Source organism: Fodinicola acaciae, assembly GCF_010993745.1.
Taxonomy (GTDB): Bacteria; Actinomycetota; Actinomycetes; order Mycobacteriales; family HKI-0501; genus Fodinicola; species Fodinicola acaciae.
In genome coordinates, this window is the sequence record NZ_WOTN01000003.1 from 259,328 (window position 1) to 279,669 (window position 20,342).

The following is a 20,342-nucleotide window of genomic DNA, read 5'->3' on the forward strand; positions in this document are numbered from 1 at the left end:
ACGCCGAGATGGTCGCCAGCCGGCTCGGCCGGACGCCGTACGACCTGAGGCACGCGTGCCTGAGCACCTACGCCCGCTGCCTGGACGGCGAACACGCGGCGAAGGCCCCCTCCCCAGCGTTTCTGCTGGTGAGGGGGCCTTTCTCGGTGTAGCCCCGACCGGATTCGAACCGGCGCTACCGCCTTGAGAGGGCGGCGTCCTAGGCCGCTAGACGACGGGGCCAGAACTGGTGCTGCTTTCCTCTGACACCAATGGCGTTGGTGCCGGTCCCAATAGTGGAACGCTGGGGTACCAGGACTCGAACCTAGACTAACGGAGCCAGAATCCGTCGGGCTGCCAATTACCCCATACCCCACTGGCGTCTCTCAACGCCTGGATAACCATACCGGACGGTCGTTTCGGCTTCCAAAGCGGGTGCCGGTGTTCGGTGGCTCACTCGGCTTGACCCGAGATGTCCGGTCGGGCGATAATTCATCGCAGGATGAATAAAGATCGAGAGGGGTTGCACCATGAACAGCAAACCGCTCGACTGCGTCGTTGTCGGCGGCGGACCGGCCGGCATGATGCTTGGTCTCCTGCTCGCGCGAGCCGGTGTGGAGGTGGCCGTGTTGGAGAAGCACGGCGACTTCCTGCGCGACTTCCGTGGCGACACCGTGCACGCGTCGACCCTCACGTTGTTGGACGAGCTGGGGCTCGGCGCACGGTTCGCGGCGATGCCGCACCGGCTGATGGAGCGGATGAGCCTGGTCTTCGGCGGCGAGACGGCGACGCTGGCCGACTTCTCGCTGACCAACTCGGCGCACAAGCACATCGCGATGGTGCCGCAGTGGGACCTGCTCGACCTGCTCGCCGACGAGGCGCGTACGGAACCGACCTTCCACCTGCACATGAACACCGCGGCGACCGACCTGATCGTCGAGGACGGCAGGGTCGCCGGCGTACGGACGACGGCCGGCGACATGCGCGCCCGGCTGACCGTCGCCGCGGACGGACGGCACTCGAAGCTGCGCGCCGGCGACATGGAGAAGATCGAGTACGCGGTGCCGATGGACGTGTGGTGGTTTCGCCTGCCGCGCGCCGACGCGGACGTGGCCGGCGGCGTAATGACGTTCAACCGCGGCCACGCGATCGTGGCGTTCGACCGCGGCGACTACTACCAGGCCGCCTATCTGCTGCCGAAAGGCAAGGACGCCGAGCTGCGTGCGCAGGGCCTGCCGCGTTTCCTCGCGATCGTCGAGGACCTGCTGCCGTGGACGCGGGGCCGGCTGGACACGATCGGCGGCTGGGACGACGTGAAGTTCCTGGACGTACGGCTCAACCGGTTGAAGACCTGGCACGCGGAGGGGTTGCTGGCGATCGGCGACGCCGCGCACGCCATGTCACCGATGGGTGGCGTCGGCATCAACCTCGCCGTGCAGGACGCGGTCGCGGCGGCCAGGATCCTGGCCGGTCCGCTGCGCCGCGGTGACGTGACGACCGACGATCTCGCGAAGGTGCAACGGCGGCGCGAGCTGCCGACGATCGTCACGCAGGACGTACAGCGGATGATGCACCGCGTCGCGGTCGAGGCGGCGCTGTCCGGCCGGCTCGGCGACAACCCGCCGGCGCCGGCGCGGGTGATCTCACGCTTCTCGTTCCTGCAGCGGCTGCCTGCGCAGTTCGTCGGCGTCGGCGTGCGGCCGGAGCACATCCCGTCGTACGCGCGACGCTCCCCCGCCACCCACGCCGCCTAGCCTCGAACTAGGGGCGGCGGGCGTAGAGGATGGCGCCGGCGACCGAGAAGACCAGCTGGCCGAGCAGCAGCTGCGAGTTGACCGTGCCGAGACCGACGGCGACCCAGGCCGGCAGCGTCAACAGAGCGGCCAGGTCGAGGCCGGACGCCAGCCACACCAGCGGACCGGTCGGGATCAGGCCCATCGGCGTGGAGAGTACGGGCAGGTCGTTGCGCACCGGTCCACGGCTGGCCGCGCGCAGCGCACCGACAGCCCACCCCGGCGCGGCGACCACTCCGAGCCCCAGCCACATCAGCATCGACCCGGAGAAGGAGGCGCCGAGTACGGCGAAGGTCGCCAGTCCCCACAGCACCGCCACGACGATCGGCAGCACCAGCCTGACCGTACGCAGCTGACCAGCCGGCATCGCCAGCAGCCGGGACAGACCGGCCGCGTTGGCCTCGCGGCCGGCCGGACCGGTGGTCAGGCCAGCGGCCCAGGTGCCGCAGATCAGCAGCACCAGGCCGGCGAAGATGGCCGACGCGCGGCCACCGCCGGTCAGCGCCAGCGCCAACCCCGGACCGAGCGCGATCACGACGGCCGCCGCCGCTCGGTCGAGCCGCCGGCGCAGCACCAACAGGTCCTGGCCGATGAAAGCCGGCAGGCCGCGCCACTTCGGCAACCGGCCGCGCGGCCGGCGCCGGCCGACCCGCCGCGCCTCGGCCGCGGGCGCCAACGCACCAGGGTCGAGCACGGTCGCGGCGCCGACGATGATGGCCGTACGCGCCGAGGCGTCGGCGACCGCACCGAGCCGTACGCGGGGCAACGCGAACACCAGCGCGACAATCGCCGCCACCGCGAGCACAACGGCCGCGCCAAGGCCGCCGATGGCCAGCGCACCACCATGGCCGGCGAGCGCGAACCAACCCCACGGCCCCGACCAGTCCAGTACGTCGCGAACGGCCGCGATGACCGAGGTCGACGGCACCAGGATGGTCGCGGAGGCGATCACCCCGAGACCGGCCAGCACGCCACCGACGACGCCACCGATTCGCTCGGCGGTCTCGCCCGCGAACTGCAGCAGCACGCCCACCGCGACCAGCAGGAGACCGGTCGCGACGCCGAGCGCGCAGACGGCCACCAGGCCGATCGCGGTGATCGGCGGCGAGACGGCCGCGACGATGCTCGCGACCGTACCCATGAAAAGCGCGGTCACGATCGCGGCCGCCAGCAGCCGCGCGAGGAACAGGCCGGCGCGGCGGACCGGCGCGCGCAGCAGCCAGGCGACCTCGACCGCCGGCAGCCAGACCGGACCGATCCGCAGCAGTACGCGCAGCGTCGCACCGACCAGCGCCAGCGTCGCCGCCGGAGCCACGACGGAGGAGTACGCGCGCGCGACGCCGGCAGCCGCGGTCGTACCGCTCAGGACGACGCCGAAGAAGCCGAAGATCGGCTGTCCGAAGACACCGAGCGCGATGGCCACGACGACGATCGCGTAGTAGATCGCGCCGGCGATCTTGACGATCGACCGCTGCTCGTTTTGGTAGTCGCGGATCTGGCGGCGGATCTGCCGCGCCGACACCGCAGCGGCGGCTGGTACGTCGACGGTCGTCACTCCGGCACCTTGTCCAGCGACCGTACGCGCGCGCCGACACCGTCGATCAGCGTCTTGTCGTGGCTGGCCAACAACAACGCGGCACCGGCGTCGACTCGCTCGCGCAGCAGCTCGGCCAGCACCGGCCGAATGTCGGTGTCCAGGCGCTGCTCCGGCTCGTCGAGCATCAGCACCTTGGACGGCCGGCAGAGCGCGGCGGCGAGCATCAGCCGCTGCCGCTGTCCGGACGACAGCACGGCCGGCACGACGTCCGCGCGCTCGGTCAACCCCATCGCCTCCAGCAGGTCGGCCGGCTCGGGGATGTCGCCGGGGACCGGCGCGTGTACGGCGCGGAGCAGCTGCAGATGCTCGATGACGGTGAGGTCGGGATACCAGGCCTCGTCGCCGAGCAGCATGACCACGTCACGCCACAGCTGCGGACCGGCACGGCTCGGCTCGACGCCGGCGATGCGTACGGTGCCGGCGTCCGGCTTGAGCAGGCCGCCGATGGCGCGCAGCAGCGTCGACTTGCCGCTGCCGTTGCGGCCGACCAGCGACACCGCCTGGCCGTAGTTGACCTTGACGCTCACACCGTCCAGCACCGGCGTGCCGCCGAAGGCGATGACGACGCCGCTCGCCTCGATGGCGGCCGGCGCTTTCCTCGGCTTACTGGTCATGGGAGACGACCGGGTTGGTCAGCTCGCCGAGGCCGTCGACCGCGACCGTCACCTTCTGGCCGGCCTCGATCGGCCCGACGCCGGCCGGCGTACCGGTCAGCAGCACGTCGCCCGGCAGCAGCGTCATCACCGAGGAGACGTACGCGATGAGGGTGGCGATGTCGAAGATGAACTGGCTCGTACGCCCGTCCTGCTTCACCTCGCCGTCGACGGTCGCGGTGACCCGCAGGTCGGCGGGATCGAGCGTGGTGTCGATCCACGGACCGAGCGGACAGAAGGAGTCGAAGCCTTTGGCCCTGGTCCACTGGCCGTCGCTGCGCTGCAGGTCCCGCGCGGTGACGTCGTTGGCGACCGTGTAGCCGAAGACCGACTTCATCGCGTCCTCACGGCTGGTCATCCGCGCTCCTGGCACGCCGATCACCACCGCCAGCTCGGCCTCGTGCTCGACCCGCTTGGACTGCACCGGCAGCCGGATCGCGTCGCCGGGGCCGATGATCGAGGTCGACGGCTTAAGGAAGAGCAACGGCTCCTTCGGCACCTCGTTGCCCAGCTCGGCGGCATGCGCGGCGTAGTTGCGGCCGACGCAGACGACCTTGCTCGGCAGGATCGGAGCGACCAGGCGTACGTCCCCCATGGCCCATCTCTGGCCGGTGAAGGCGATCTGACCGAACGGATGGCCGTCGATCTCGGCGACCGTCCACGCCTCCTGGCCAGCCCCGCTCTCCCCCTCGATGACCCCGAACGACATCCCGCTCTGGTGAGCGAAGCGCGCAATCCTCATGGAACAGCAGCGTACGCACGCGCTGCCTGCGGCTTTCGTAGGGACTGGCCGCACGGCCGCCATACGTGCACTGGACTCGGGTTTCACGCTTGCCGGTTGTCGGGGTCGGGTTTTCTGATTGTTGCGTTTGGATGGGTGGTGGCGCCTTCGCGGCGGGCGACCTCAAGGGGAGGGCGCGGGTTTGGTTGGTGGTCGGGTTGGGTGCCGCGGTGCGGTTGGGTTTGTGGGGTGGTCCGGTTTGTTCGTTCTCCCCCGTCGGCGAACGAACAAACCGGACAGCCGCGAGTCGGGAAGCCCGTCGCGTCGGCGGTGTGACTGCCGGCTCTGCTTGCTGTGGTTCGGTAACAGCCTCGGTGCAAGCAAGGCCTCCATGCGTGCGCTGGCTGCACGCATGGGGCCATGCGGACATTCCGAGCGTATAGGGTCGCCTGGGACCATCAGAGGTAAGGAGACTGGATGCTCCGCACGAAGTTCCTGCTGACCACCGCCATGACCAGCGCGGCGGTCCTGCTGGCGCCGGTCGCCGTCACCGCCGCGCCGACGCCGGGCGCGCCGGGCATCGGCGACCCCTACTACCCCACGTACGGCAATGGCGGTTACGACGTCAAGTCGTACGACATCGGCGTCCGCTACCAGCCGGACAGCAAGAAGCTGACCGGCACGACCACGCTGGTCGCCACCGCCACCCAGGACCTGTCCAGCTTCGACCTGGATTTCGGCCTCACCGCGAGCAAGGTCACCGTCGACGGCCGGCCGGCGCAGACGCGTACGGACGGCTTCGAGCTGATCGTGACGCCAAGCCGTCCGCTGCACCGGCACGCTCCTTTCGTTGTGACGGTGGAATATTCCGGCACGCCGAGCAAGGTGACCATCCCCGGCACCACCAGCACGCCATGGGTCACCACGCCCACCGGCGCGGTCGGCCTGGGCGAGCCGGAGGCGTCGGCCTGGTGGTTCCCGGCCAACGACCATCCGCTGGACAAGGCGACGTATCGGGTCGCCATCACCGCACCGAGCGATCTTTCCGCGCTCAGCAACGGAAACCTGGTGTCGAAGCAGACCACTGGCGCGGACACCACGTGGACCTGGGTGGAGAAGCTGCCGCAGGCCACCTATCTGGCGTTCATGGCGATCGGCAGGTACGACGTGCTCTCCGGCCGGTCCGCTTCCGGCCTGCCATACACCACCGCCGTCGCGCAAGGGACCTCGCCCGAATACACCGCGGCGAAGAAAAACCTCGCACAGACCGGCGAGGTGGTCGACTGGCTGAGCAAGCAGTGGGGACGTTATCCGTTCGACGCGATCGGCGGTGTCGTGCCGGACGGCGAGATCGGCTACGCACTGGAGGATCAGACGCGGCCGGTGTACGACACGGCCTTCTGGCGCGGCGGTCGCGACAACATTTCCGTTGTGGTGCACGAAAACGCGCATCAGTGGTTCGGCGACAGCGTGTCCGTACACCACTGGCGGGACATGTGGCTCAACGAGGGTTTCGCCTCGTTCTCGGAGTGGCTGTGGTCCGAGCAGCACGCCGGAAAGACCGGGCAGCAGGAGTTCGACGCGCTCTACGCAAAGCCGGCCAACGATTCCTTCTGGTCGATGGTGATCGGCGAGCCCGGCGCGCACCACGAGTTCGACGGTCCCGTGTACGACCGTGGCGCGATGGTCGCGCAGGCGCTGCGCAACCGGGTCGGTGACGCGACCTTCTTCCGGATCATCCGGAGCTGGGTCGTCAAGCACCGCTATGGCAACGCGCGCATCGAGGATTTCGTCGCGCTGGCCTCGAAAGTCGCCAAGCAGGACCTGCGGCACTTCTTCCAGGTCTGGCTGTTCACCGGCGAGAAACCCGCGCCGACGGTGGAAAACGGCTTCCCGCCGGACTACAAACCGGCGGCACCCAAGGCGGCGCAGCAGCGGTCGCTGCCGCGCCGCTGACGGTCACTCGACGGTCTGGATCACCCAGAAGTCGTCGGCGAGCCCAGCGTCGGTCAGATAGTCGTACGGCAGGGTGAAATATCCGTGATCGCCCCAGCCCTCACCCCAGGAGTTGCGGACCAGGAACCGGCCGGTCGCGTCGTCATAGCCGACGGCGAGTACGGCGTGACCGCCGAGCAGCTTCTCGTCGTGGCCCGGCATCGGCGCGTCGCCGGTCCGGGCCACCTCGGCCGACTCGAAGCTCTCGTAGACGCTGAAGCCGAAGACGAACGGATAGCCGGCGGCCAGGCAGCCTTTGAGCTGGTCCGCCTGTTGGCTCAACCGCTGGTATTTCAGCGACTGGTGCAACGAAGCCTCGTCGTACGCGCGTTTCGGCGGCTTCTGGGTGAACTTTCCGATGTCGTAGGCCCAGTCCTCCTCCGGCGGCGCACCGAGCCGGTTGACACATTTGATGCCGTCGCGGATCATCGCGCCGCTGTCGCTGTCGATGGTCCCCTCGACCTCGCGCTCGCAGTAGTAGACGAACAGCCGCGACGGCACGAAATCCTTTTCTTTCTGCTTGATCTGGTCAAACTGCAGCGCACCGCCGATCGCGTTGGCCGTGCAGGATCCCAGCTTTCCCTGGTCGTACACGGCCGGACAGTGCTCGCGCAGGTCGACGCTGGCCGGCAGCGCGGCGAGCGTGGCCGCCGGCGCGGCATAGCGCAGGTCCCGGAAATCGGGAAGGTCGGGAATCCAGCCATAACTCGGCATCGGACACCTCCGTAAAAGGAAAAGAATCTTGAATACGGGTTGAGATGTGCGGAGCACTCAGTGTGAAACTCGAGCGCGCTGACGCCGGGGGATACGGCACAGCGGTGTCCGGCCGAGCCCGGTATCCTGCCCGAAAGTGCGCCAACCGCTGGAGTTGACGTGGACAGTCCACCGAGCCTGCGCGCCGCGCGGCCGCTGACCGAGCCGCCGGCGCGGGTGGCCGGCACGATCGCCGCGCGGATCGCGGCCGGCCTGGCGCCGGTCGGGCGTGACCATCCGCGCCGGCGCCGGTGGATCGGCCTGGCCGGCGCCACACTCGTCGCGGCGCTGGCCGCCAGCCTGGTCCTCGGCTGGTACGCGGTGCTGCTCGCCTTCGCCGCGACCGTCGCCGTTTTCCATTACGTACGAACGGATCCGCTGCGCCTGTCGGCCAGCCAGTGCGGAGCCTACGTGGCCTCCACCAGCTGGCAGAGCGAGCAGCCGTGGAACGCGCGGAATTGCGCCGGGCCGCAACGCCGGCTGGTGGCGGTCGCCTGCGACGCGGTCGACCGGATTGTTTCCAGCCGCAGCTGGCCAACTCCGGCGCTCGACGAGCACCGGCTGCGGCTCGACCTGGCCGCCGAGCTGACCGACATCGACCGCCGCGCCTACCTGCTCACCGAAACCAGCCTGCCGCCGGCGCTGGAAGCCTTGGAGGCACGCGTCGCCGCGTTGGCCTGCTATGCCGACGAGCTCGCGGTGGCCGACCGGAAACTGGCCGTACGACCAGAAAATCCGGAGGCCGAGCTGCTGGCCGGAGCGGTCCGCGACGCGTACGCGACCGGTCAGCTCACCGAGCTCACCGAAGAGCTGCGCGGCCTCAGCGACGCCGACTGATCGCGCCGCCGCAAGGAAAGCGTGAATCCGCGCGGCTTGACGGTCAGCAGTTCGGTGACCCGCAGCCGATAGTCCGGATCCGGTGTCATCTCATAGCGGTGCAACAACATGCCGAGCACCAGGGTCGCCTCGTGGATGGCAAACTGGCGGCCGATGCACGCGCGTTCGCCGGTGCCGAAAGGCTTGTACGCGTGCGGCGGCCGTTCTTTGGCTCGGCCTGGTGCGAAACGGTCCGGGTCGTACGCCTCCGGGTCCGGACCCCACACGGCCGGATCGCGATGCAGCAACGGAAGCGGGACGATGACGAAGTCGCCCTTGCGCATCTGGTAACGGCCGCCGAGCAACACGTCTTCGCGTGCCTCACGGAAAAACGCCGGCGCGGTCGGCCACAGCCGCAGCGCCTCGTCGAGCGCGCGGCGTACGTATCGCAGCTTGGTCACCTGCTGGAAAGCCGGCGCCGGATCCGGGTCGTCGCCCCAGACGCGGTCCACTTCGGCCCGCGCCTGCGCCAAAGCCTCCGGATGGCGGGTCAGGTAGTAGAGCGCGAACGACAACGCACCGGAGGTGGTTTCGTGGCCGGCGACCAGAAAAGTGTGCACCTGATAGCGGATGTTGATCGGGTCGAGCCGCTCGCCGGTCTCCGGATGCCGCACGGTCAGCATCATGCCGAGCAGGTCGCTGGTGTCGGTCACGGCCGCCTTCGTACGCTCCGCGATCACGTCGTCCACCAGCGCGTTCATGGTCGCCACGTCGGTCTCGTGCTGCCGGTCGGCCTTACGGCTCAACAAAGAACCCACCACCGGGAGCCGGAACACCTGCTGCTGCGCGTAGCTGAGCGCGCCGACCATGGCCGACACGTACGGATGCGGCTCGTCGCGCTGGAAAGAGCCAAAGGAATAACCGAAACCGGTGCGGCCGATGGTCTCCAGCGTCAGCCGCGTCATGTCCGCGGCCACGTCCACCGGCTCGCCCCCGACGCGTTTGTCCCACGCGCCAACCAGTTGCCGCGCCACGTCGAGCATCACCGGGTGATAGCTCTGCATCGCTTTCTGGGTGAACGCCGGCATCAGGATGTCGTGCGCGCGTTGCCAGTTGGGTTCGTCGTTGTACGCGGTGAAAAGTCCGTCGCCGCCGATCCGGCGGAGCTGGTGGAGCCCCATGCCGACGAACTTGGTGAACCGCCGCTCGTCGCACAGCTCGCCGACCAGGTCGGCGCCGCAGACGATGACGATCTCGTGGTTGAGGAACTTCCTGGTGAAAATCGGACCCAGACCGGTGCCGAGCCGCACGGTGTCCTGCACCGGCGACCGTCTGCGCAGGTCGACCCCGACGAAGTCACCGAGCAACGGGATCCGCCGCGGCGGATGCGGCAGCTTCGAGGTGTCCACGGATATCCCTCACGCTATTGAATCGAGGTCCAATAGTGTCAGCATTCGCTCGTACTGAACCGATGTCAAGTAGAGTCGCCAGGATGCGGACCAGGCTCAGCACCGAGGAGCGCCGGCGACAGCTGCTCGCCATCGGCGCCGAGCTGTTCGCCAGCCGGCCGTACGAGCAGGTGTGGATCGAGGAGGTCGCCGAGATCGCGCAGGTCTCGCGCGGCCTGCTCTACCATTATTTCGCCACGAAAAAAGACTTCTACGCGGCGGTCGTCCGCACCGAGGCCGACCGGTTGCTGCGCCTCACCGAGCCGGATCCGGCGCTGCCACTGGCCGAACAACTCGCCGCCGGCCTCGACGCGTATCTGGACTATGCCCGCGAGCACCGCCTCGGCTTCCAGCTCATGCACAACACCGCCATCCCGGCCGACGAGGACATCCGCGCGGCGCACGAGGAGGCGGTGGCCAGGCAGTGCGCGCGGCTGCTCGACGCGCTGCGGCAGCGGATGCCGGTCGACGAGGCGACCCGGATCGCGGTCGCCGGCTGGCTCCGGTTCGTCGCGACGGTGAGCCTGGACTGGCTCGACCATCCCGAGGTCGACCGCGCGCAGATCCGTGACATCTGTGCACGTGCGCTGCTCGCCGCCGCCAATCTGCCGTCAGCCTGAGGTCCTCCGGCGTACGGCCGTCGCGGCGTCGAGCGTCTGCCCGTGCCCGTACGCGAGGTCGAAACCCAGGTCGCCGACCGACGCGCGTACGACCGCCGAGATGCGGTCGATCTCGGCCTGCTCCGACGGACCCGGCGGCAGCGACATCGCTTTTCGCAACGCGGCAGCGGCACCGAGCAACTCCGCGGCGCCACCGCTGTCGCCGGCCAGCGCGCAAGCGCCGGCCAGGCCTTCCAGGCAGCCGACCCGGTCGCGATCGGCGTCCAGCTTTTCGGCGAGATCAAAGGCTTCCAGCTGCAACGTACGCGCCAGCGCGGCATCGCCTCGTTGCTCGGCAAGGAAACCCGACTCGACCAGCAGCATCGACAGGTGCAGCGGCACATCGCCGTCGACCGCCTGCCGCCGCGCCTCGTCCACCAGCCGGCCGAGATGCCGCTCCGCCAGCTCGAGGTCGCCCCTGCGCCGGGCCGCATAGCCGAGCCCGGTCTCCGCCATCGTCTGCACCATCCGCGAACCATGTTCGCGCGCCATCCGCAGCGCGTACGTGCACTGCTCGACGCCTTCGGCGAAACGGCCTTCCTGCATGGCGATCCAACCGAGCCAGGCCAGCCGCATGGCGATCTCCGGTCCGAGATCGAGCGACTCGGCGATCGGCAGAGCCTCGCGATGCAGTCGTACGGCCCGCCGGTAGTCGCCGGTCATCTCGGCGTGGCCGGCCAGCCACTCGTTGGCTCGCAGCTCACCCCACAGGTCGCCGATCTGGCCAAACGCGCGCGCACTCCGCTCGGCCGCCGCGCGCAACGCCGCGACATCGCCGCGGATGTGCGCCAGTTTCGCCTTGGTGAGCAACGCGCAGGCCTGACCCCAGCGATCGCCGGCCTCGGCGAAACCGGCGTTTGCCTTGTCCAGCAACGCTTCCGTCGCCTCGATGTCACCGAGGTCGCTGCCGGCCTCGGCCAGAAACCAGGCCTCGCGCGGTCCGCTCGCCGGCAGGTCCCGCCAGCGCGTGTCTTTTCCTTCCAGCAAAGCCATTCCGGCGTGCCAGGCGGCACAGCGATCGATCAGCGCCGGATCGCCGCCGTCGACGGACAACGCCTCGCCGAGCGACCGGTGCGCCTCGGCCAGCCGGCCACGCAGATACCAGTACCAGGTCAGCGCGTACGCCAGCCGCAGCGCCACCTCCGCCCGGCCGTCGGCCACCGCGCCCTGCAGCGCCAGCCGCAGGTTGGCCACCTCGGCATCCAGCCGCAGGAGCCATTCGCGCTGCTCAGGGCCGCGCAGCTCGGCCGCCTCGGCGAGCGCCAGACAGTGGTCCTGGTGCCGCCGGCCTACGTCGGCGAGCTCGCCGGCATCGCGGAGGCGGTCGAGGCTGTAGGCGGCGACCGACTCCAGCAGGCGATAGCGCGGCCCCCGTTCGCCGTGCACCGCGACGACCATGCTGCGGTCGACCAGGCGGGTCAGCAGGTCGAGCGTGTCGGGCCGGCCGGCGACCGCCTCGGCGGCCTCGGCCGTACAACCATCGGCGTGGATCGCCAGGCGCCGCAACACGATCCGCTCCGGCTCGGACAACAGCTGCCAGCTCCAGTCGATGACCGCTGACAACGTCTGCTGCCGCGCCGGCTGGCCGCGAAGTTTTCCACCGAGCAAACGGAAACGGTCGTCGAGGCGGTCGAGCAGTCCGCGTACGCCGAGCGCGGCGACCCGGGTGGCCGCCAGCTCCAGCGCGAGCGGCAGTCCGTCCAGCCGGCGACACAGCTCGGCGACCGCCGCCTGGTCCAGCGCCGCGTCTCTTGGCGCGCGAGCGGCGAAAAGCCGCGCCGCGTCCGGCTCCTCCAGCGCAGGCACGGTCCAGACGACCTCGCCGGCGACGGCGAGCGGCTCGCGGCTGGTCGCCAGCACGCGTACGTCCGGCGCGACGTGCAGCAACCGGTCGACCAGCTCGGCGGCCTCGTCGATGACGTGCTCGCAGTTGTCGATCACCAGGAGCAGCTTGCGATGGCGCAGCGCGCTCGCGAGCGGGTCGCTCTCCCCCGGCGTCTCGCGCACGCCAAGCGCTGCCAGCGCCGCGTCGGCGAGCCGACCCCGCTGGCCGGCGAGCTCGACCAGCCAGGCGTTTCCGTGCTCGCGGGCCACCGCCAGCGCGAGGCCGGTCTTGCCGACTCCGCCAGGCCCGGTGAGCGTGACGAGGCGGTGTTTTCGCAACTCGGCGAGGATTTCGGAGCGCGCCGCGTCGCGGCCGATCAGGTCCGTACGGGCCGGCGGCAGGTTGCCGTGCCGTTCGGGCGCGGCCAGCGACGCGTCCTGCGTCAGGATCGCCTGCCGCAACGCCACCAGCGCCTGACTCGGATCCAGCCCAAGCTCCTCCGCCAACTGGTCGCTGAGCTGCTGGAAGCTGTCCAGCGCCTCGGTCTGCCGGCCGGCGCGATAGAGCGCGCGCATGTGCGCCGCGCGCAGCCGCTCGCGCAGCGGATGACTGGCCAGCAGGCCACCGAGCTCGCCGGCCAACGCCGTGTGTTCGCCCAGCTCAAGCCGCACCTCGGCGTGTTCCTCGTACGCGGCCAGCCGCTGCTCGGCGAGCCGGGCGATCACCGGCTGCGCGAAGGTCTCGTCGGCGACGTCCGCATACGCGCCGCCACGCCACAGCGCCAACGCGTCGCCGAGCAGCTTCGCCTTCGTTCTGAGGTCGTCGGCCTGCTCGGCTTTCGTTGCCAGATCACGGAAATCGTACGCGTCGACGGCGTCGGTCCGCAGCGCATAGCCGGCCGGACCAGACGTGACGAGCGACTTGCCGCCAGCTTCGGCGTCCTCCAGCGCGCGACGCAGCTGCGACACCTTGACGGCGAGCGCGGCTGCCGGATTGCTCGGCGCCCGCTCGCCCCACAGGTCGTCGATGAGCCGGTCGGCGGTCACCGCGCGGCCTTCCTCGCTGAGCAGGACGGCGAGCAGCGCGCGCACCTTCGCACCGGGGATCGCCACCTGCTCACCCCGGTCGGTCCACGCCGTCACCGGCCCCAGCACGCCAAACCGCATGTCGTCACCATACGATTGGTGGAGTGCGGATGGTGACGGAGCTGCAGTGGCGCGACCGCCGCGCCGCGTACGAGGCCGCCGTCGACGACCTCACCGCCGCGCACCGCAAACGCTCACAAAACGGCGAGAAACATCCGGTTTTCGACTTCCTTTTCACGTATTACTCGCCGCGACCGAGCAAACTCCGCCGCTGGCACGCCGGAAGCGGTGTGGTGCTGGAAAACGCCGACGAGTTCCTGTCGCAGGCCGGTTACGTACGCACCGATGCCGGTGTCACGGTCGAGCGAGCGGCGCTGCCGGAAAGGCAGCAGAGGGCGGCGGCGAATGTCCACCGGCTGCTCAAGGCGACCGCCGGTCGCGCGCCGCGTTTCGGCTGCTCCGGCCTGCACGAGTGGGCCATGGTCTATCGCCAGCCCGCGGAGCGCCGTCATGCGTACGTGCCGCTGCGGCTCGGCGCTGCCGGCACCGACGCGGTGGTGGAACAGCTGCCGATGTGCTGCAGCCACTTCGACGCGTTTCGTTTCTTCACCGAGCAAGCGCGGCCACTCAACCCGGTGCAGCTGACCCGCGAGTCCACAGTGGACAACGAGCAGCCGGGCTGCCTGCACGTCACGATGGACCTCTACAAGTGGGCGTACACACTGACGCCGCTGGTGCCCAGCGAGCTGGTGCTCGACTGTTTTCGGCTGGCGCTGGACGCTCGCGAGCTGGACATGCGCGCGTCGCCGTACGACCTGAGCGCCTTCGGCTATCAGCCGGTGCCGATCGAGACGCCGGCCGGCCGCCGCGCATACGCGCAGGCGCAGGCCGCGCTCGCCGAGCGAGCCGTGCCACTGCGCGAGGAGCTGATCCGGCTCAGCTCACCCTGAACGGGTCGAAGCACACGCGCGTCTCGGCCGCGTCGCTCCAGCGGACCTGGACCGTCGTGTCCTCGACGACCACGTCGGACACCGCACCGGCCAACGAGTTTTCAGTGGAAAGACTGGCCAACGCGACGAAGATGCCGGTCCGGCCGGACGACAGCCGCGGCATGACCGCCCATGGTGTGTACGCCGTGCCGTGCGGTGCACGCACCTCGTCCTGCGTTTCCCAGCCATGCAACGGAAGCAGCGCGGACACCAGCGACTCCTCAGGTCCGACCGCCCAGCCGGTCTGCTCGAAACGCGCGCCGTGCGGCGCACCGACGACCCGATGGACACGCAGCTCGTACGCGCCTCGCGCGACCGTCACGCTCTCGACACGCAACCCCGGCACCATCGACGGACCAGCACCAAAAACCGGCAGGTGCCAGGACGCGGCCCACCCCCAGTCGTCGACGTTTCCGGCTCCGAGCGGCCGGATCCGCCGGCGGACGCTGCGTACGCCGTCCACCACGACGCAAAAGTGGTTGTCCGCCGCGTTGACCTTCGAGGTCGGCCCGGTCCGCGTCGAATACGCCAGCCGGCCATAATGCGGGTCGTCGTCGGCCGCCGACTCGCCTTCCTGCGGCCGCACGTGGTCGCTGCCGTGGTTGTGCAGCCGTACGATCCCGTCGGCCTGCGTGCTCTGCAACAGAAAACCCGGCGCCGGCACGGCCAACACCCGGTCGGCGCCGTCGCTGGAGGGCTCCGGCTCCGTCCACAGTGGATGGTCGGCGGCGGCGAGCAGGCAGACGAAGGCTTTCGAGGCCCAGTAAGGCGAGCCGGGACCGGAGTAATCCTGCAGCGTCGGCGCGTGCGTACCATGCCAGCCAAGGCTCAGCACGTCGCCGGCCGCCGATCCGCGATCGAGGAAATACCGTAAAGATCCGCTGATCAACCGCCGAGAGGCCGCCGGACTGAGTGGGGTGTCGCCGGTGACCGCACCAAGCGCGACACCAGCTGCTGCGGCAAAACGGTAGGTCAGTGACCGGCCATAATGCATCGGCGCGCCATCCGCACCGAACATCAAGGAAAAACTCCTCAGGTGCTCGCGCAGCCGGTCACCGTACGGCGTGCTCTGGCCGGCCAGAAACGCGTCCAGCACCGGATAGAGATGCAGGGCCCAGCCGTTGTAATGGTCGAATGCGCGCCCGTCGCCGTCGGCATACCAGCCGTCGCCGCGATACCAGGTCTCCATCAGCTCCAGGGCACGCTCGCGCGACCGTGCGGTGTCGGCGTCTCCGCGACCGACCGACTCCAGGAAACCGGCCACCGTGAACGGAAACAGATACCAGTTGTTCGGCGCCGGCACGTGCCGGATCGAGCCCCGCAGCCATTCCTCGGCGCGGTCCTGCGCCCCACTGTCCAGCTTGTCCCACAGCCACGGCCGGGTCAGCCGAAGGCCGAGCGCGACCGACGCGGACTCGACCATTGGCTGTCCCTGCACGGAATGATCCAGGATCAGCGGCCACGACTCGGCGTCGTCACGGCCGGGCGTACGGGTGCCGGCCACCAGACCGTCAGCGTAGCGACCGAGCCAGCCGTGCGGATCTTCGCCGCCAGCCGTACGAAAAGCCGCGGCGAGAAACGTACGCGCATAGCCTTCCAGGCCGTCGGACCGCACGCCGCTTCGGGACGGCGGACCCGGCAGATCCAGCAACGCACCCCGCGGTGTCGCGTAACGCCAGGCACCGGCCAGCAGCCCGTCCGCCACGGCGACCCAGTGATCGCGCGTGAAACCGGTGTGCGGACTGAGTTTCCGGTCCTCGGCGGGAAGTTTCATGCGGTCAGGTCCAGCCTTTCGCGTCGTACCGGATGAGCGAAGCCGACTCCCTCGGCCCAGCGGCGCAGCTCGGCGGCGGCCAGCTCGGCCAGCCGCCGCCACTCGTTTCCCTGCGAGCCGGCCAAATGTGGCGTGATCAGCACGTTGTCGCAGTCCCACAGCGGGTGGCTGGCCGGCAGCACCTCCGGATCGGTGACGTCCAGGACGGCGCGTACGCGACCCTGCTGCGCCGCCTCGGCCAGCGCGTCCTGGTCGACGACCGCGCCGCGAGCGGTGTTGACCAGCACGGCGTCCGACCGCATCGCCGCGATCAGCTCGCGGCTGACCAGGCCGGTCGTCGCCGGCAACAGCGGCGTGTGCACGCTGACGACATCGCTTGTCCGGAACAGCTCCTCGAGGCCGACGAGTGGCACGCCAAGCGCGGCCGCGTCTTCGGTGGAAACGTACGGATCGTGCAGCAGCACGCGCAGGTCGTAGGGCCTGAGCAGGTCGATGACCCGCCGGCCGATCAGCGATGCGGACAGGATCCCCACCGTACGGCCGAAATTGCCGACCTCGCGCGGTGTCGCCAGCCAGTTGTCGCGCGCTCGCCTGACCTGATATTCGCGTGCGCGCTCGAAAACGCGTTTCCCGGTCAGCAGGATCATCGCGACGGTGTATTCGGCGACCGGCAGCGCGTTGGCGGCGGCCGCCGACGACACCGCGATGCCGCGATCCCAGCATGCCGCGGTGATGTGCGCGCGGATCGAGCCGGCGGTGTGCACGACCGCGCGTAATCGCGGCGCCGCGGCCAAAACCTCGGCGTCGATCGGCGGACAACCCCAACCGGTGATCAACACCTCCACGTTGGCAAGGACAGCGCGCGCGTGCGCGGTGCCGAAATCGTCGAGGATCGGGCCAGGCAGCAACTCGCAGGACTCGGCGAATGCTTTGAGCGCGCGGTCGTCGATGACCGCCGCGGCGGCACCTGGCGACATCGCGAGCGCGGCACGCGGCCGGTGGCCGTTTGACGTGACGGACATCTACTTGACGGCTCCCGCGGTCAGGCCGGACCGCCAGAAACGTTGCAGCATAAGGAAAGCGACGATCAGCGGCAACACAGCGAGCAGGGATCCCATGACCACCACCGGATAATACTCCGGCGACACGGTCGCCTGGCTGTTCCAGGTGTAGAGACCCAGGCTGACCGGATAGAGGTCCTGATCGGACAGCATCACCATCGGCAGGAAGAAGTTGTTCCAGATCGCGGTGAGCTGGAACAGAAAGATCGTCACCACGCCGGGTCCGAGCATCCGCAACGCGACCCGGCCATAGCGCGCCAACTCGCCGGCGCCGTCGACGCGCGCGGCTTCCAGCACCTCGTCGGGGACATAGCCCTGGCTGAAAATCCGGCCGAGATACACGCCGAACGGGTTGAACAGCACCGGAATGAAGACGGCCCAGAACGTGTTGACCAACCCGGCCGCCGAAGCCATCAGATAGAGCGGCAGCGCCAGCACGGTCTGCGGCACCATCACCGCGCAGAGCACCAGGCCGAAGAGTTTTTCCTTGTGCCGGAAGTCGTACTTGTCGAAGGCATAGCCGGCGGCGATGCTCACCATCGCGCTGATCGCCGCGCCGACGACGGCGTAAAGCAGGCTGTTGAGATACCACCGGCCATAGATGCCGTCGTCCATCGCGAACAGGTCGGCCAGGTTCTGGAAAAACGAGAAGTCGCCGAGCGACAGCACATTGCTGCCGAACAACGCGTCGCGGTCCTTGGCGGCGGCCAAAACCAGCCACAGCACCGGCAACACCGTGTAAAGCACGGCGATCCCGACGACGAGGTTGACCGCCGTACGACCGAGCAGTCGCGGACGAAGCGCGTTCACGAGGTGACCTCCTGGCGGGCGTCGGTGCGGTTGGTCCACTTCGTGATGCCGTATGACAAGGCGATCGTGAAGACCAACAGGACGACCGCGGCGGCCGCCGCCAGGCCGTAGTTGTTACGCGTGAACGCCGCGTCGAAAATGTACATGCTGGGGGAAAAACGCGTGTTGATCATCGGCGTGGACTGGCTGAGCAACATCGGCTCGGTGAACAGCTGCAGGGCCCAGATCAGGGTGAACATCGCGACCATCACGATCGCGGCGCGTACCAGCGGCGTCTTGACCCGCAGCGCCGTGCGCACCGGACCGGCGCCGTCGACCACCGCGGCCTCGATCACCTCGCGCGGCACCGCCTGCAAAGCCGCGTAGAAGACGACCATGTTGTAGCCGAGGTTGCTCCAGATGGCGATGTTGACGATCGACGGCAGAACCGTGTGGACTCCGAGAAAGTCGACGGTGATGTCGGCCCTGCCGAGCAGCTCGATGACCGGACTCAGGCCCGGTGTGTAGAGATAGAGCCAGATGATGGCCGCGATGATGCCCGGGATCGCGTGCGGCACGAACAGCCCGAGCTGCGCCCACGCGCGAAGTCTCACCACGCCAGAGTCCAGCAGCAGAGCCAAAAACAGTGCGCCAACCAGCATCAGCGGGATGTAGAGCAGGCAATAGACGACAACCACGCCGAGGCTGCCGAGGAAGGTCGGGTCGGTGAGGACCGCGAGGTAGCTGCGCAGGCCGACGAAGATGTTGTGCTCCGGACCGAATCCGAGGCCCGGCTCGTCCTGGCCGAAGAAGCTCAGCCACACCGCGGTCGCCACCGGAACGAGAAAGACGATGGTGAAAAGGACGAAGAAGGGTCCGAGCAAGGTGGCGCAAGCCAGCCGTTCGTTGCGGTGCGAGCGACGGCGCGTACCCGACCGCCTGGTGACTTTTGCCTCGCTGGCAAGGGTTGGTGGCGCCGCCGTGGTCGTCATCGGTTGCCCCTAACTGCTGTGTTCGGAGGTGGCCAGGCCGAGCGCACGCAGGTCCGGCATCGTGCCGCTCTGCGCCGCGCGTACGGCGTCGATCAGCGTGTCCTGGTGAGCGCCGGCGCGCGCGAAACCGTCCTGCATGACGCGCTGCGTCGCGCTCATCCGCGGTCCCCAGATCCAGCCGTCGCGGATTTTGTGTGCCTCCTGATCGAAAAGCGAGTAGATGTCCTGGTGGTTGTAGTAAGCACCGGGAAACGCCTTGCGGTCGACCGAAACGAGCTCGGGCACCGCCGGATATTGGCTGCTGGCACCACTTTTCAGCCGGGCGGTGAGCGCCGCCGGGTCGGCGACCTGCCAGGCGATGAACTCCATCGCCGCCTCCGGATGCCGGCTGTCCTTGGTCACCGCGAAAGTCGAGCCGCCCTGCGTGCCGACCGCCGGATGCGCGAGATCCCACTGCGGCATCGGCGCGATGGCCCATTTTCCTTTCTGTTTCGGCCGTGCCTTCATGTTGGCGCCGGCATCCCAGGCGCCGCTGAGGCGTACCAGCACCAGTCCCTGGCCGAGCCGCGCGTCGTTCTGCCGTCCGCCGCCGGGGCCAGCCCACACCAGGTCCTCGTCGATGAGCCGCTGCCAGAACGCGGCGATCCGGCGGGTTTGCGCGTCGGCCATCGAGACGTTCCAGACGCCGCCTCTGATGTCGAACCATTGCGCGCCGGCCTGCCAGCAGTAGGAGGCGAAGTTGAGCGCGGCGTCGGTGGCGAAGACGGCAAGCCGGCGAGTTGGTGCCTTGGCCCGGACCGTACGCGCCAACGCCTCGAACTCGTCCCAGGTGCGCGGCAGTTTCAGGCCGTACTGCTGGAAAAGGTCGGTGCGATAATGCATCACCATCGGCTCGACGTCGATCGGCACGCTGAAGACCTTGTTGTCGAAGGTCGTCAATCGCAGCGATGCCGGCAAAAGTTTCGCACGCAGCTTGTCGTCGAGCAGCGAACTGAGGTCGGTGGCGACGCCGTCGATCGCGAAACCCGGCACCTGCGGATATTCGATGGTCGCCACGTCCGGCGCGTTGCCAGCTCGCGCCGCGTTGCTCAGCTTCGCGTATCCACCCTGGTCGCCGGACGGGATCTGCTGGAAGTCGACCTGGATGGTCCGGTGCGTCTTGTTGAACTCGGCCACCACTTCCTTGCTGCCGCGCAACGCCGACCAGAAGGTGATCCGCGCGGCTTTTCCGCCGGTTGTGGCGGTTTGACCGGCGGCGCAGGCGCCGAGCGGCAGAGCGAGGCCGGCGGCGAGCAGCGAGCGACGGCTGAGGTGTTGTGGCATGGATGACTCTCCTCGCGACAACCGCATCCTGATCGGCTGAGCGTTTTGAGTCAAGAGATCGCTCAAAAGATCTCCACAACGATCAAACGG

General features: G+C 68.9%; 16 protein-coding genes and 2 tRNA genes. 5 read left to right on the plus strand and 13 right to left on the minus strand.

The window, feature by feature from the left end:
* Positions 1-149 precede the first annotated feature (149 nt).
* Both GNX95_RS27620 and GNX95_RS27625 read right to left on the minus strand, forming a co-directional pair.
* Positions 150-222: transfer RNA gene (locus GNX95_RS27620), tRNA-Glu, on the minus strand.
* Between the two features lie 61 nt (positions 223-283).
* Positions 284-355 (minus strand) — tRNA-Gln (locus tag GNX95_RS27625).
* 154 nt (positions 356-509) lie between these two features.
* Here GNX95_RS27625 and GNX95_RS27630 point away from each other — a divergent pair.
* A complete protein-coding gene (locus GNX95_RS27630; protein WP_163510558.1) occupies positions 510-1,733 on the plus strand; it encodes an FAD-dependent oxidoreductase in 1,224 nt (407 codons plus the stop codon).
* Between the two features lie 7 nt (positions 1,734-1,740).
* Here the strand turns inward: GNX95_RS27630 and GNX95_RS27635 are convergent, their stop codons facing one another.
* The 3 genes from GNX95_RS27635 to GNX95_RS27645 are packed head-to-tail and all read right to left on the minus strand — an operon-like array spanning position 1,741 to position 4,764.
* Positions 1,741-3,327 carry a DUF6297 family protein gene (locus GNX95_RS27635; RefSeq protein ID WP_163510559.1) on the minus strand — a complete coding sequence of 529 codons (1,587 nt, stop codon included), beginning with the start codon at positions 3,325-3,327 and terminating at the stop codon, positions 1,741-1,743.
* Positions 3,324-3,983, minus strand: a complete 660-nt coding sequence (locus tag GNX95_RS27640) for an ABC transporter ATP-binding protein (protein ID WP_163510560.1) — start codon at positions 3,981-3,983, stop codon at positions 3,324-3,326. Before GNX95_RS27640 ends, GNX95_RS27635 begins: the two co-directional genes overlap by 4 nt.
* Entirely contained in the window at positions 3,973-4,764 is a 792-nt protein-coding gene (locus GNX95_RS27645; protein WP_163510561.1) for a fumarylacetoacetate hydrolase family protein, read from the minus strand. The genes GNX95_RS27640 and GNX95_RS27645 overlap by 11 nt, the downstream gene beginning before the upstream one ends.
* Before the next feature lie 456 nt (positions 4,765-5,220).
* Between GNX95_RS27645 and GNX95_RS27650 the strand changes: the two genes are divergently transcribed.
* Complete coding sequence (locus GNX95_RS27650; protein ID WP_163510562.1) at positions 5,221-6,699, plus strand: M1 family metallopeptidase; 1,479 nt, start codon at positions 5,221-5,223, stop codon at positions 6,697-6,699.
* Positions 6,700-6,702: 3 nt separating this feature from the next.
* Here GNX95_RS27650 and GNX95_RS27655 read toward each other — a convergent pair whose 3' ends face one another.
* On the minus strand, positions 6,703-7,452 hold the full coding sequence (locus GNX95_RS27655; protein WP_163510563.1) for a C1 family peptidase: 750 nt from the start codon (positions 7,450-7,452) through the stop codon (positions 6,703-6,705).
* 159 nt (positions 7,453-7,611) lie between these two features.
* On the opposite strand from GNX95_RS27655, the gene GNX95_RS27660 reads away from it, so the two are divergent.
* Positions 7,612-8,328: a hypothetical protein gene (locus GNX95_RS27660; protein ID WP_163510564.1), complete on the plus strand. Its 717-nt coding sequence runs from the start codon at positions 7,612-7,614 to the stop codon at positions 8,326-8,328.
* Here the strand turns inward: GNX95_RS27660 and GNX95_RS27665 are convergent.
* On the minus strand, positions 8,277-9,722 hold the full coding sequence (locus GNX95_RS27665; RefSeq protein ID WP_222854157.1) for a cytochrome P450: 1,446 nt from the start codon (positions 9,720-9,722) through the stop codon (positions 8,277-8,279). The genes GNX95_RS27660 and GNX95_RS27665 overlap by 52 nt on opposite strands.
* Before the next feature lie 77 nt (positions 9,723-9,799).
* On the opposite strand from GNX95_RS27665, the gene GNX95_RS27670 reads away from it, so the two are divergent.
* Positions 9,800-10,375 carry a TetR/AcrR family transcriptional regulator gene (locus tag GNX95_RS27670; RefSeq protein ID WP_163510566.1) on the plus strand — a complete coding sequence of 192 codons (576 nt, stop codon included), beginning with the start codon at positions 9,800-9,802 and terminating at the stop codon, positions 10,373-10,375.
* Here GNX95_RS27670 and GNX95_RS27675 read toward each other — a convergent pair.
* Positions 10,367-13,405, minus strand: coding sequence for an AfsR/SARP family transcriptional regulator (locus tag GNX95_RS27675; RefSeq protein WP_163510567.1), 3,039 nt, complete (start codon positions 13,403-13,405; stop codon positions 10,367-10,369). The genes GNX95_RS27670 and GNX95_RS27675 overlap by 9 nt on opposite strands.
* Positions 13,406-13,434: 29 nt before the next feature.
* On the opposite strand from GNX95_RS27675, the gene GNX95_RS27680 reads away from it, so the two are divergent.
* A complete protein-coding gene (locus GNX95_RS27680; RefSeq protein ID WP_222854158.1) occupies positions 13,435-14,274 on the plus strand; it encodes a 3-methyladenine DNA glycosylase in 840 nt (279 codons plus the stop codon).
* Here the strand turns inward: GNX95_RS27680 and GNX95_RS27685 are convergent.
* The 5 genes from GNX95_RS27685 to GNX95_RS27705 are packed head-to-tail and all read right to left on the minus strand — an operon-like array spanning position 14,261 to position 20,252.
* On the minus strand, positions 14,261-16,087 hold the full coding sequence (locus tag GNX95_RS27685) for a DUF2264 domain-containing protein (protein WP_163510568.1): 1,827 nt from the start codon (positions 16,085-16,087) through the stop codon (positions 14,261-14,263). The genes GNX95_RS27680 and GNX95_RS27685 overlap by 14 nt on opposite strands.
* On the minus strand, positions 16,084-17,109 hold the full coding sequence (locus GNX95_RS27690; RefSeq protein ID WP_163510569.1) for a hydroxyacid dehydrogenase: 1,026 nt from the start codon (positions 17,107-17,109) through the stop codon (positions 16,084-16,086). Before GNX95_RS27690 ends, GNX95_RS27685 begins: the two co-directional genes overlap by 4 nt.
* The gene (locus GNX95_RS27695; protein WP_163510570.1) at positions 17,110-17,958 is read right to left on the minus strand and encodes a carbohydrate ABC transporter permease; all 849 of its coding nucleotides are present in this window, start codon (positions 17,956-17,958) and stop codon (positions 17,110-17,112) included.
* Complete coding sequence (locus GNX95_RS27700; protein ID WP_163510571.1) at positions 17,955-18,929, minus strand: carbohydrate ABC transporter permease; 975 nt, start codon at positions 18,927-18,929, stop codon at positions 17,955-17,957. The genes GNX95_RS27695 and GNX95_RS27700 overlap by 4 nt, the downstream gene beginning before the upstream one ends.
* 9 nt (positions 18,930-18,938) lie before the next feature.
* Positions 18,939-20,252 carry an ABC transporter substrate-binding protein gene (locus GNX95_RS27705; RefSeq protein ID WP_163510572.1) on the minus strand — a complete coding sequence of 438 codons (1,314 nt, stop codon included), beginning with the start codon at positions 20,250-20,252 and terminating at the stop codon, positions 18,939-18,941.
* Positions 20,253-20,342 lie beyond the last annotated feature (90 nt).